The following is a 12,941-nucleotide window of genomic DNA, read 5'->3' as shown; positions in this document are numbered from 1 at the left end:
CGAGGAGACAACCGATACGGCAACTCGTTCGCTCAGGCCGTGGCGCGCTTGGCGCTGCGGGTGGCGTTCTGGGTCGCCTTCACCGCCGTGTTGGTCACGGCGTTGAAGTTGGATTCCGCGATGTCGGTGGCTTGCTTGGCGGCCTTGTGCAGGCTTTCGTAAGCGTTGTTGGCCGCGGCGACCGCCGACTTCACCAAAGCAACAGCATTTTCCGTGCCAGCCGGCGCGTTCTTGGTCGCGTTGTCGACGACGGCGCCGAACTTGACCTGGGCGTCAGCCACTTGCGACTCGGCCAGCTTGACGAACTCCGAGGAGGTCGACGTCGCGATGTCGTACAGGTGGCGGCTGTAGGCGACGGCCTTTTCAGCCGACGGTTGCAGCAGCGCGGCCTGCAGGGCCCACAGCTCTTGCGGATCCTTGACCGTGATCGCCTGCTGGGCGGTTTCGGCGGCTTCGCCGAGCGCGGTCTTGGCGACCTGCAGGTTCAGCTCGACCAGCTTTTCATAGCCTTCGAAGGCCTTGGCGGTCAGGCCGAACCACGAGGCTTGCAGGTTCTTTTGTTGGTCGAGCACTTGGTCAGCAGTCAGCATGCGAAATCTCCTTAAGGAATGAGGTCAGCCGGGGACAACGCGGCGGGCTGAGCGCCGTCGCCACACATTTGTTGCGGTGCAGCATGTAATCAGTATAGGACCGCGTCCGATGATTGCAAGCCTTTTTTGTGCATTGCAGCAAAGTTCGGCCACCGGCCTTCCCGCAGCGCCCTGGACGCCTGCCGGAGCGGGGTTCCGGGCCCTCTGCTAGGGTCGGACCATGCTCGCCTTCCATTACGACCATTTGACGCTGGCGCTCCCGCCGGGTCACCGCTTCCCGCAATCCAAGTACCAGATGCTGCGCGAGCGGGTCGAGCGGAACCCGGGCGTGATGCGGCCCCAGGTGGCGGAAGCCGCCGGGACGGAGGCGCTGGCACTGGTCCACACGCCCGATTACATCGACGCGGTCCTGCACGGCACCCTGAGCGCGGCGGCGCAGCGCGAGATCGGCTTTCCCTGGGCGCCGGGGCTGCCGCGGCGTTCGATGTGCTCCGTGGGGGCGACCATCGCCGCGGCGCGCGCCGCCCTGGAGGAGGGCGTCGCCGCCAGCCTGGCGGGCGGCACGCACCATGCGTATGCGGACAAGGGCAGCGGCTTCTGCGTGTTCAACGACGTCGCCGTCGCGGCGCGGCTGATGCAGGCCGAATGGCACCGTCGACATCCCGGGGGACCGGGACTGCGCGTGCTGGTCGTCGACCTGGACGTCCACCAGGGCAACGGCACGGCGAGCATCTTCCGCGACGACGACAGCGTGTTCACCCTCTCGATCCACGGCGACAAGAACTTTCCCTTCCGCAAGGAGTCCAGCGACCTGGATGTCGGCCTGCCCGACGCCTGCGGCGACGCGGTCTACCTCGACGCGCTGGAGGCGGCGCTCGCCGAGGTCTGGCGACGGATGGCGGACCGGCCGCCCGGTCTGGCCTTCTACCTCGCCGGCGCCGACCCGCACGAGGGCGACCGGCTCGGCCGGCTCAAGCTCAGTGCCGACGGCCTGCTGCGCCGCGACCGCCTGGTGCTGGAGGCCCTGTTCGAGCGCCGCATCCCGGTCGCGCTGAGCATGGCCGGCGGTTACGGCGAAGACCTGAACGTCACCGTCGACGTGCAGATGCGGACGCTGGACGCCGCCGCGCGTGCCTGGGAGCGGTGGCGGCACGCCGACTTGAATCGGACACCCGCCACGTCCACCGGCAGTAGCCCGCGCGACACCTGACCCCGCGCGCCGGTGGAAGAATCGGCGCATGACCGCCGACACCACCGCTTCCGCCGCCGAGGCCCGTCCGGCCCCCGAGCCACGCGAGGCCTTCGCCCGCTTCCTGCCGGTCCCGACGCGCTGGATGGACAACGACGTCTACGGTCACCTGAACAACGTCGTCTACTACAGCCTGTTCGACACGGCGGTGAACCGCTATCTGATCGAGCAGGGCGCGCTGGACCTGCACCAGGGCGAGGTCATCGGCCTCGTCATCGAGACGCATTGCAACTTCTTCGCGTCGCTGGCCTTCCCGCAGCATGTGGAGGCCGGCTTGAGGGTGGCCAGGCGCGGCCGCTCCAGCGTCCGCTACGAGATCGGCCTGTTCGCCGAAGGCGAGCCCTTGTGCGCGGCGCGCGGCCATTTCGTCCATGTGTATGTCGATCGCGAGACGCGACGCCCGGTGGCGCAACTGCCCGAGTCCTACGTGAAAGCGCTCAGCGCGGTGGAGATGCCATGACTTTCCCCGCTTCCTTCCCCGCCTCCTTCCCCGATCCTTTCGTCCCGCCCACGCCCGAGCAGTCCGCCGCCGTCGAGGCCGCGATCGTCACGCGGCATTCGATGCGCGCGTTCCTGCCGACGCCGGTGCCGCGCGCGCTGATCGAGGAGCTGCTGGCCGTCGCGGCCCGCGCGCCCTCGGGCACGAACACGCAGCCCTGGCAGGTCCACGTGCTGACGGGCGCGGCCAAGGACCGGCTGGTCACGCGCATCCAGGCGGCGTACGACGATCCCGAGGAACTCGCCACCCACGGCGAGGAGTACGCCTACTACCCGCGCGAGTGGATCTCGCCCTACATCGACCGCCGCCGCAAGGTCGGCTGGGACCTGTACGGCCTGCTGGGCATCACCAAGGGCGACAAGCTGCGCATGCACGAGCAGCACGGCCGCAACTACCGCTTCTTCGACGCGCCGGTCGGCCTGATGTTCACCATCGACCGGGTGATGCAGCAGGGCAGCTGGCTGGATTACGGCATGTTCCTGCAGAACCTCATGGTCGCCGCCCGCGGTCGCGGTCTGCACACCTGCCCGCAGGCGGCGTTCACCCAGTTCCACCGCGTGATCGCGGAGGAGCTCGGCCTGTCGCCGCAACAGCAGCTGGTCTGCGGCATGTCCCTGGGCTACGCGGATCCGGCGGCCGTCGAGAACACGCTGGTCACCGAGCGCGATCCGGTCGCGTCGTTCACCCGCTTCCTCGAATGACCCGTCGGCGCTGAATCGCGCCGGCCGGCGGCGGGGCGCGACGGATTCGTGGGCGATCCGTGAGCGGGCGCGGCGCCCGTCCGTCCTACAGTTGGCGCTTCCCTGCAAGGAGATGCGTCCATGAGCAAGCCCAGCGTCCTGGTGGCCCGCAAGACCTTCGACGACATCGTCGACCGGCTGCGCCCGCACTTCGAGGTCGAGACCAACGACAGCGACACCGGCTGGTCGCAGGACGAGCTGATCCGCCGTCTGCAGGGCAAGTCCGGCGCGTACATCGCCGGCGGCGACAAGATCGACGCGACGCTGCTCGACGCCTGTCCCGAGCTGAAGGCCGTCTGCACGATGGCCGTCGGCTACAACAACATCGACGTGCCGGCCTGCACCGCGCGCGGGGTCGTCGTGACCAACGCGCCGGACGTGCTGACCGAGACCACCGCCGACTTCGGCTTCGCGCTGATGATGGCCACGGCCCGCCGCATCACCGAGAGCGAACACTTCCTGCGTCGCGGCGAATGGAAGCAGTGGTCGGTGACGATGTTCGCCGGCGCCGATGTCCACGGCGCGACCTTGGGCGTGCTCGGCATGGGCCGCATCGGCGCGGCGATCGCGCGGCGCGGGCATCTCGGCTTCGGCATGCCGGTGCTGTATCACAACCGTTCGCGGCTGCCGGCGGACCAGGAAGGACCGCTGGGCGCGCAGTGGGTCGAGAAGGACGAGCTGCTGCAGCGCGCCGACCACCTGGTCATCGTCGTGCCGTACAGCGCGTCCTCGCACCACCTGATCGGCCAGCGCGAGCTGCGCCTGATGAAGAAGACCGCGACGCTGACCAACATCGCGCGTGGCGGCGTCGTCGACGACGCGGCGCTGGCCGCCGAACTCCAGGCCGGCACCATCGCTGCCGCGGGCCTGGACGTGTTCGAAGGCGAACCGACGGTGCACCCGGCGCTGCTCGCCTGCACGAACGTCGTGCTCACGCCCCACATCGCCAGCGCCACGATCGCGACGCGTCGCGCGATGAGCGATCTGGCCGTCGACAACCTGATCGCCGCGCTGACCGGCGGCGTGCCGCCGACGGCGCTGAATCCCGAGGTGTTGAAGCGCTGAGAGAATCGGACGCATGAATCTGCCGCTCCCGATGATCGTGGTCCTCGCGGGCCTGATCCTGATCTTCGTTGTCCTGGTTTTGCTCGCGGCCCTTCTGTTCCGGCGGCCCATTCGCACCGATCCCGACGCGGTGCTCGCGCCGCTCCTGCAGCAGACGGGCGAGCGGCTCGATCGCCTGGAGCGCGCGCTGCGCGACGAACTCAATCGCGGCAACACCGGGCTGCGCCAGGAGACGCTGGCGACGCTGACGCAGTTCCAGCAGGTGCTGGCGCAGCAGGCCGCGAACGCGCGTGAAGCGCAGGACGCTGCCGCGTCCCGCATGACGACCGCATTGACCGAACAGCTGCAGGCCCTCGCCCAGCGCAACGAGGCCGGCATGGCCGAGACGCGTCGCACGGTGGAGGCGCGTCTGCAATCCATCCAGCAGGACAACGAGAAGAAGCTCGAGCAGATGCGGGCGACCGTCGATGAGAAGCTGCACGCCACGCTGGAGCATCGCCTGGGCGAGAGCTTCAAGCAGGTCGCGGAGCGGTTGGAGCAGGTCTACCGCGGCCTGGGCGAGATGCAGACGCTGGCGCGCGACGTCGGCTCGCTGAACCGCGTGCTGACCAACGTCAAGACGCGGGGCATCTTCGGCGAGGTGCAGCTGGCGGCGCTGCTGGAGCAGGTCTTCACGCCCGAGCAGTTCGCCTCGAACGTCGAGACCGTGCCGGGTACCGGCGCCCGCGTCGAGTTCGCGCTCAAGCTGCCGGGCCAGCGCGACGACGGCCAGCCGATCTGGCTGCCGATCGACGCGAAGTTCCCGCGCGAGGACTACGAGCGCCTGCTCGACGCCCAGGAGCGCGCCGACGCGCCCGCGGCGGAACTGGCCGGCCGTGCGATCGAGACCCGGCTGCGGCTGGAGGCGAAGAGCATCCGGGAGAAGTACCTCGGCCCGCCGCACACGACCGACTTCGCGTTGCTGTTCCTGCCGACCGAGGGCCTGTACGCCGAGGCGCTGCGCCGTCCCGGCCTGAGCGAGGCCCTGCAGCGCGAGCACAAGGTGATGCTGGTCGGCCCGACGACGCTGCTGGCGACGCTGTCCAGCCTGCAGATGGGCTTCCGCACGCTGGCCCTGGAGAAGCGCTCCGCGGAGGTGTGGGACGTGCTGCGTGCCGTCAAGACGGAGTTCGGCAAGTTCGGCGACGTGCTGGCCAAGACGAAGAAGAAGCTCGACGAGGCCAGCAACAACATCGAGCTCGCCGAGCGGCGCACCCGTGTCATGACCCGTGAGCTGAAGTCCGTCGAGGCCCTGCCCGAAGACCAGGCCGCGCGCGTGCTGAAGCTGGGGGCCGGCGCCTTGGGCGAAGGCGGCATCGGCGCCGGCATCGGAACCGGGGGCGATGCCGAGCTCGAGGACGAAGGCGCCGCGGGATGAACGATGACGCGTCGGCGACGAAGGGCTACACCGGACTGAGCGCCGGTTTCGTGGCCGTGATCGCGTCGCTGGTCGCGGTGCATGCCTGCATGGCGACGACGCGCGTCGCGGCCACGCTGTGGGTGCTGCACCAGGGCTACGGCGGCGGTTTCGTCGGCGTGCTGCTCAGCCTGTTCGCCGTCGCGCCGCTGGGCCTGTCGCTCTGGGCCGGCCGGTTGGCGGATCGCCACGGCTTCCATCGCCCCGTGGGCATCGGCGTGGCGATGGCCTTCGCCGGCGCGGTGCTGGCGCTGGTCGCGCAGGTGCTGGGCTGGATCTGGCTGCTGGCGTTGGGCTGCCTGCTGTGCGGCGGCGCGGTGGCGGTCGCGGCCGTGGCGATCCAGCGCGAGGCGGGGTTGATGGCGCGCGACGCCTCGCAGCTCAAGCGCGTGTTCAGCTGGGTGGCGCTCGGTCCGGCGCTGTCCAATGCGGTCGCGCCGGTCATCACCGGCATCGTCATCGACACGGCCGGGTTCACGGCCGCGCTGGTGCTGTCGACGCTGCTGCCGCTCGCGGCCTGGGCGGTCGCGCGGCGCGTGCCGCGTCATGCGCCCGCGCCGGCCGCCGTCGGCGTCAAACCGCGTCCGGCGTGGGACCTGCTGAAGGACCGCGGCCTGCGCAACCTGCTGATCGTCAACGTCGCGATGTCGTCGTGCTGGGACGCCCACAGCTTCGTCGTGCCTGTCGTGGGCCACGCGAAGGGGCTGTCGGCGTCGAGCATCGGCCTGGTGCTGGGTAGCTTCGCGGCGGCAGCGACGCTGGTCCGCCTGGCCATCGTGCGCTGGGCCCACCGGATCGACGACGTGAAGGCGCTGCGCCTCGCGATGGCGGTCGCGACCTTCACGCTCATCGTCTATGCGTGGCTGCCGGGCACGCTCGGGCTGATGCTCGGTTCGGCGGTGCTGGGACTGGCGCTCGGCGCGGTGCAGCCGATGGTGCTCGCGACCATGCATCAGGTGACGCCGCCGGACCGCCACGGTCAGGCGCTCGGCCTGCGGATGCTGGCGGCCAACGGCGCGACCGTGGCGATGCCGCTGGGCTTCGGCGTGCTGGCCGCGGCGAGCGTCGCGGCCGCGCCGCTGTGGCTGATGGCGTCGGTGCTGATCGGCGCGCAATGGGCCGCGCGTCAGATCGAGGCCCCTCCGCGCTGAACGTTCAGCCGCCCGGCGCGATGGCGACCTGCCGGCGCGCTTCCTTGTGCTTCATGGCGACGTACTCATCGAGCGACTGCTCGTGGAGCTGGCGCGCATAACGCTCGGTGGCCGCGAACCAGTCGCGCAGTCGCCGGTCGAGCCGATGCTCGGGCGGCACCGGCAGCGTGTCGAGGTAGGACTCGATCGCCAGGAAGTAGCGCATCGTGTTGCGCTCCGCGATGCCCTGGATGCCGCCTACATAACGGGGGCGGCCCTCGTCGTCGCGTCCGACCACGGTGAACCCGACCTTGTCGCGACCCGACGTGGAGAGATAGGCGCTGGTGGCCACCCGCGCCGCGAGGTTGTTCATGTAGGCGTAGCGCAGCCGCACGAACGAGCGCTTCGCGTCGATCGGCACCGCCTCCAGCGTCAACCGGTAGTGGCTGGTGCCCATCGGGCCCTTGTTCGCGCTCATCTCGACAAGCAGGTACTGCGGCTGCGCCGCCAGCACCTGGAAGCGGAAGTCGAGCGCATACGCATCCTCGATGGGCTGGTCGAACTTGCGGCCGACGGCCATGTGCAGCGTCGCGCCGGGTGCCGGATCGTCCTCGACCGCGCAGCGCTTGACGTTGGCCGGCAGCGTCAGCAGGTCGCACCAGGCGTCGGCGTTGCGCAGCGCGCCGGACAGCGTGCCGAACGGATGCTGGACCACCGCGTGCATCTCGCCGGTGGGACGCTCGGTGCTGTCGGCGGAGTTCAGCACGATCGGCTTCTGGAACGGACTCTTCGCGAGTTGCGGCGCCATCTGCTCGTACTGCGCGCGCAGGCCCGCGCCCTGCTCGGCGGAGACCTCGGTCGCGATCAGCAGCAGCGCCAGCAGCACCGCCGCGTGCGTCAGCCAGAACATCGGGCCATGGTGCGGCGCCGCCGGCTTCCGAAGCCGGTCGTGATGGGCGAAGGACGAATGGGGAAGGATCGAACGCATGGCGAGCTCCTCGCGCGGTCGATGGACCGTTTTCCAGCTTAAGTGGGCGAGCGGCGTTCCCGGGTCGGCGCGCGGAGGTAGGCGCTGTCGGAGAACGCCGCGTCGCGGGCCTCAGGCCAATCCGGTGGGCGGGGCCGCGGCAGCGTGCAGGGCCGCTGCCTGTTCGACTTCCTTGTCCAGGCGATGCGCTCGGGTGAACAAGCGCTCGCTGCGCTTTTCGATCAGGTCTTCAATCACAGGGTCGGGCTCGGGATCGATGGCAAAGGGCTCTGCTTCGGGGCGAGGCGCCAAGGCCGGCGCCTGACCCGCCGGCCACAGCGCCGTCCAGACGGCGGAAGGGAGCATCAGGTCGTCATCCACCGCGCAGCGTGCCAGCGCCAGCAGCTTCGTCAGCTCGGGCGATGGCCGGCCCGTCGTCGCGGATCGATCCACCTGGCTCGGCGTCGCGGGATCCTGGTCGGCGCGCTGGCACTGGGCCAGCAGACGCAGGGCCTGCACCGTGTCCGCCGGCGACGCACGTTCCGCCAGGAACGCCGCGAGACGCGCCGGATCGAAGCGCAACGCAAGCAGGGCATCCGGCAGCGAGGGGTCTTCCAGTTGGCCGGCGCCCATGCGATCCAGCAGACCGCGCGTGATCAGGACTTCGCCCATCAGAAACGCCGGCCCGTCGTTTCCTGCGCTTGCAGCCGGGCGATGCAGCGCGTGGCGCGCGTTCCACCACGCGAGCAGCGGCGCCGCATGCTGGCCGCCGTTGAGGATGAAGCTGCGTCCGTCCTCGACCACCTTGGGCGTGGCTCGCACGGACTCACCGTCCAGGGTCAGCATCAAGGTGCCGCCAGGCTGTCGGTGTCGCAGATCGTCGCCCGGTCCCAGCACCAGCTTGCGGCCTGCGGCTGAACCTTCTCCGCTGCCGATCGCGTTGGTGCGGACGCTGGCCGACAGGCCGGGGCGGTCGAATCCTTGCGGTCCTGCCGCGGCGCGGAGGAAGCGTGGTCCGAAAGGTTCGAACACGTCGTTGTCCATGTAGCAGCTGACGAGGCTGATGTGATCCGGCACGGCCGGCATCGCCAGCCCGTCTTCCTTCGACAGTGTCCTGACGGCCTCGACCGCCACCGCGGCCAGCGCCTCGGGGTCGCGACCGGACAGGCGCATGCCGCCGGTGGCGGGGTTGACGGATGAGCCGCCCCGCAGCACGACGCGCAGCGAGGGCGGACGGCTCGACGCCCAGGGCGCGACATGCGGGGCCGGCAGCACGCGGCTCTGGCCTGCGGCGTCGATCTGCAAGGCGCGCACCCGGGGCAAGTCCTGGCACTTGACGTCCGGGATGAGGTAGGGCGAGAACTGCACGATGTACACGCGCTCGTGCTTCGCGGCGATCGGCGCCCCCCCGGCGGACGTGTCCGCGCCGTAGAGGTTGATCGGCGCCCAGTTGGCGACGTGCCGCTGCGGGGGGCGGCCAGGACACAGGAGCGAACGCAGTTCCCGGAGGTGGTGGCGCGGAAAACACCACAAGTCCCGGGCGGGATTGAACCGGCCGACGACGAGCTTGCCGGTCTGCAGGACGTCGCCGTCCAGCACGAGCCGGGGAGGCAGGGGCCAGTAGGTGTCGAGCACGTCCATCGGGGCGTTTTGGAGTCGTTTCAGCAGATGCAGCGTGCCGGCGGCGAGCCGTTCCAGCCGAGGCAGGCCGGTGCCGTCCGCGCCAGGCACGCGCGGGCGGAACCGGAGCTCGGTGGCGCGTCCAGGGTCTCCCCCTGTCAACCGCGCGAGCCCGGCGTCGAGATCGACCGCGCAGCGGCAATCCGGACCCACGTAGTCGACGAGCGCTGCCAGGCGGGGACAGTCCTTGAGCGCGACGGATCCGGGCGAGGGCGAGGCCGGCTCCAACAGGGCGTCCGCGGGGTCGGCGGAGGCGGGGGTGAGGGAAGGCAAGGAAAGCAATCGAAGCTCCGAACGTTCTGGCGGGCCGGCTGAGTGGTGCTTTCCCTGCCGATGGACACTGAGTCGCGGTGTTGGGTGGTGGAAGTCGTTGACCTAGGATGGTCCCAACCCGGCGATGTCCGGGACAGGAGCCGCACAAGATGTTGGGAACGCGCCGGACACCGACGCGGCGTCGATGCGCGCCGACACGAGCCTTCGGACAGCGAACGGCGGCGTGGGTGATCGCCGGCGCGGCGCTCGTGGCGTTCGCCTCGGGCGTGCGCGCGCAGGAGGAGGCGTCCGGCAGCGCGGCCACCGAGGACGTGGATCCGCAGGAGGCCCTGGCGGGGGGGCTCAGTGTGGAGGAGGCGCGTCGGCTGCTCGCCGAGCCGCTGCCCGATGCGCCGGATGCGCCGGATGCGCGTTATGCGCTGCTCCAACGGCAATGGCCGGCCGCGCGACGGATCGAGGACCGCGCCCGTCAGATCGAGATCGCCCGGGCGCTGATGACGCTGGGCCGCGGGCGGCCCGACGGCGAGGGCTGGATCCGGCTCTACCTGATCACCGAATACACCTGGGGCAGCTCCGGCGCCGCGCTGGCGGCCTGCGAGCCGCTGCTGGCCGACCGGCGGCTCAGCCCGGCGGTGCGTGCGGGCGTCGCGCTGCGCCAGACCTACTTCCTGGCCAACGGCGGCCAGGACCGCAACGTGATGCTTCGCGCCTGGAGCCGGGCCGATGCGCTGGCGGCGGAGGCGCTCAAGCAGCAGCCCGCGCTGCCGTTGACGATCGACCGGCTGCAGGTGCGCTCCGAGGTCGAACGCCTGACCGGCGACGGCGCGGCGGCGGTCGCGACCTTGCGCCAGGCCGTCGCGCGCTCGCGGGAACTGGTCCGCGGCGACCGCGAGCAGCGCGTCACTGCGGAGACGATGCGGCAATCGCAAGGCTGGCTCGACGGCTCCCAGGGGATGCTGGTCTATGCACTGGTCGCGCAGGGCCGCACGCGCGAGGCGGCCGACATCGCGCAGGACAACCTTGCCCTGTGGCGGGCCGGTCAGTTGGAGGAGGGCCCCGGCGCCCGCTGGCACTACCGCGCCGCGACGGCGCTCAATGCCTCGCAGCAGCACGAGGAGGCGCTGGCCGCCGCGCTGCAGTCCGAGGCGATGCTCGCGCGGGCGAATGCGTCGGCGGCGAGCCAGACGCGCTGGCTCGCGCGCCAGGAGATCGTGCGGGCGCTGCTCGGCCTCAAGCGCTGGGTCGAGGCCGACCAGGCCTATCGCCAGTTCCTCGACGAGCTCGGCGGCGACGGCGTCGCGCGCAGCCGGGCGCAGGACAACCGGCTGAGCGCGCTGCTGGCGGCCAAGGCCGGCCGGCTGGACGAGGCGCTGGAGACGGCCGAGCGGACGCTGCGCTACCGCACGCGGATCTACGGACAGGACCATCCGCAGACGCGCGAGAGCGCCGGCGTGCGCGCGGTCGTGCGGCTGCTGCGCGGCGACACGGGCGGCGCGATGAGCGACTACGAGCAGCTCTTCGCCGCGACGCTGGACCGCAGCGACGGCTGGGTGGATCTGGACGCGCGCGGCTTCCGGGGCTTCGTGCTGGGACTGGCCTTCGACGAATTCCTCGCGCATGCGGCGCGGCGCGCCGTAGCGAGCGAGACGCTGCCGCCGGCGATGGTCGACCGCGCGCTGCAGATCGCCGACCGGCGCAAGCTCGGCAGCACGCAACGCGCGCTGGCCGACAGCACCGCGCGGATGCTGGCCGCGACGCCGCAGTTGCGGGGATGGCTGGACGAGGAGCAGACGCTGCGCAAGGCCGCGTCCGGGCAGTACAGCCAGGTGGCCGCGTTGATCGCGGACGAGGACAAGCTGCGCAAGGAGTTGTCGGGCGAGGCCTTCAAGGCGCTGCCGAAGGAACAGCGCAAGCCGCGCGAGGACGCGCTGAAGGCGCTGCGCCAGCAACTGCAGGCGCAGCAGGGCGTGGCCGCCACGGCGCGCGAGGCGCTCGCGGTGCACCGGCAGAAGCTGGCTGCGGCCTATCCCGCGTACGCGGACCTGATCACGCCGGCGACGCCCGGCGCGGCCGCGTTGAGCAGCCGCCTGCGCGCGGGCGAGGGCCTGCTGGTCGTGCACGCGCTCGATGAACAGACGCTGGTCTGGCTGCTGCGCGCCGATGCGCCGGCGCAGTTCCGCGCGGTGCCGGAGGGCGCGGCCGCGCTGGCCCGGCGCGTGAAGGCGCTGCGCCAGCGGCTCGACCTCAGCGCGATGCCGGCCGGGCGCGAGACGCCGCTCGCGCAGGCGTTGCCGGAGCTGCACGCGCTCCATCGCGAATTGCTGGCGCCGCTCAACCGTCAGGGGCTGCAGACGCTGATCGTCGCGGGCGATGGACCGCTGGCGGGACTGCCGTTCGCGGCGCTCGTGACGGAGGAGACCACCGCCGGGCGGCCCGTGGCCTGGCTGCTGCGGCAGCACGCGGTGGTGCAGTTGCCGTCGGGCGCCTCGCTGCAGGCGTTGCGCCGTGCCGGCCCGCTGGCGACGGCGCCGAAGGCGCTCCTCGGGTTCGGCGATCCGGCGTTCGATCGCGGTGCCGCCTCGCAGACATCGCGGGTCTCGCAGACCCGGCAGGCCAAGCCCGGGGCCGACGCCCGCCCTCTGCTCGCCCCGACACCCACGCGCGCCGCCGGCAGCTACGACGCGCAGCTCGGCTTCCGTTATGCCGACATTCCGCCGCTGCCGGAGACGCGCGCGGAGCTGCTCGCGATCGCGCGCACGCTGGGCGCCGATCCGGTCGCCGATCTGCGCCTGGGCGCAGCCGCGACACGCACCGCCGTGCTGACGACGCCGCTGGCCGATCGGCGCGTGCTCGCCTTCGCGACGCACGGCCTGATGCCGGGCGAGCTGCCGGGCATCTCGAAGCCGGCGCTGGCGCTGGCGGCCGAGGCGGACGACGCCGCCTCGCCCTTGCTCGAACTCGACGACGTGCTGACGCTGCGCATGAACGCGCAGTGGGTGCTGCTGTCGGCCTGCAACACGGCGGCCGGCGAGCAGGGCGGGGCGGCGATGTCGGGGCTGGTGCGCGGCTTCTTCTTCGCCGGCGCGCGGTCGGTGCTGGCGACGCATTGGGCGGTGGAGTCCGCGTCCGCCGCCGCGCTGACCAGCGCCGCGCTGCAGCCGGCCGAGACGCGCGCCGGTGGTCTGCGTCAGGCGCAGCTCCGGCTCGCCGACGGCCAGGAGGGGCAGGGGCGCTGGACGCATCCGTACTACTGGGCGGCCTACGCGCTGTTCGGCGACCCGGCGCAGTGATG

General features: G+C 71.3%; 10 protein-coding genes. 7 read left to right on the top strand and 3 right to left on the bottom strand.

Annotated elements, in window-relative coordinates; all coding sequences use genetic code 11:
• Positions 1-32 precede the first annotated feature (32 nt).
• Positions 33-590 (bottom strand): TIGR01841 family phasin, encoded by a 558-nt coding sequence (gene phaP, locus ACQ4L4_RS14945; RefSeq protein WP_431099735.1) that lies wholly within the window; start codon positions 588-590, stop codon positions 33-35.
• A 220-nt stretch (positions 591-810) separates the two neighbouring features.
• On the opposite strand from phaP, the gene ACQ4L4_RS14940 reads away from it, so the two are divergent.
• From ACQ4L4_RS14940 to ACQ4L4_RS14915, 6 genes are all read left to right on the top strand, one after another.
• On the top strand, positions 811-1,800 hold the full coding sequence (locus ACQ4L4_RS14940; protein WP_431099734.1) for a histone deacetylase family protein: 990 nt from the start codon (positions 811-813) through the stop codon (positions 1,798-1,800).
• A gap of 28 nt (positions 1,801-1,828) precedes the next feature.
• Entirely contained in the window at positions 1,829-2,299 is a 471-nt protein-coding gene (locus ACQ4L4_RS14935) for an acyl-CoA thioesterase (protein ID WP_431099733.1), read from the top strand.
• A complete protein-coding gene (locus tag ACQ4L4_RS14930; protein WP_431099732.1) occupies positions 2,296-3,039 on the top strand; it encodes a nitroreductase in 744 nt (247 codons plus the stop codon). The genes ACQ4L4_RS14935 and ACQ4L4_RS14930 overlap by 4 nt, the downstream gene beginning before the upstream one ends.
• A 120-nt stretch (positions 3,040-3,159) precedes the next feature.
• Entirely contained in the window at positions 3,160-4,143 is a 984-nt protein-coding gene (locus tag ACQ4L4_RS14925) for a 2-hydroxyacid dehydrogenase (protein WP_431099731.1), read from the top strand.
• Positions 4,144-4,156: 13 nt separating this feature from the next.
• Positions 4,157-5,560, top strand: a complete 1,404-nt coding sequence (locus tag ACQ4L4_RS14920; protein WP_431099729.1) for a DNA recombination protein RmuC — start codon at positions 4,157-4,159, stop codon at positions 5,558-5,560.
• Positions 5,557-6,750, top strand: a complete 1,194-nt coding sequence (locus ACQ4L4_RS14915; RefSeq protein WP_431099728.1) for an MFS transporter — start codon at positions 5,557-5,559, stop codon at positions 6,748-6,750. Before ACQ4L4_RS14920 ends, ACQ4L4_RS14915 begins: the two co-directional genes overlap by 4 nt.
• Positions 6,751-6,754: 4 nt before the next feature.
• Here ACQ4L4_RS14915 and ACQ4L4_RS14910 read toward each other — a convergent pair whose 3' ends face one another.
• Together ACQ4L4_RS14910 and ACQ4L4_RS14905 are read right to left on the bottom strand one after the other, a co-directional pair.
• Entirely contained in the window at positions 6,755-7,717 is a 963-nt protein-coding gene (locus ACQ4L4_RS14910; RefSeq protein ID WP_431099727.1) for a hypothetical protein, read from the bottom strand.
• 111 nt (positions 7,718-7,828) lie between these two features.
• Positions 7,829-9,649 carry a hypothetical protein gene (locus tag ACQ4L4_RS14905; protein WP_431099726.1) on the bottom strand — a complete coding sequence of 607 codons (1,821 nt, stop codon included), beginning with the start codon at positions 9,647-9,649 and terminating at the stop codon, positions 7,829-7,831.
• Between the two features lie 149 nt (positions 9,650-9,798).
• Between ACQ4L4_RS14905 and ACQ4L4_RS14900 the strand changes: the two genes are divergently transcribed.
• Positions 9,799-12,939: a CHAT domain-containing protein gene (locus ACQ4L4_RS14900; RefSeq protein ID WP_431099725.1), complete on the top strand. Its 3,141-nt coding sequence runs from the start codon at positions 9,799-9,801 to the stop codon at positions 12,937-12,939.
• Positions 12,940-12,941 lie beyond the last annotated feature (2 nt).

Origin of the sequence: Roseateles noduli (assembly GCF_050626985.1) — a bacterium.
Lineage (GTDB): Bacteria > Pseudomonadota > Gammaproteobacteria > Burkholderiales > Burkholderiaceae_C > Roseateles > Roseateles noduli_A.
This window is presented reverse-complemented; position numbering and strand designations above follow the sequence as displayed.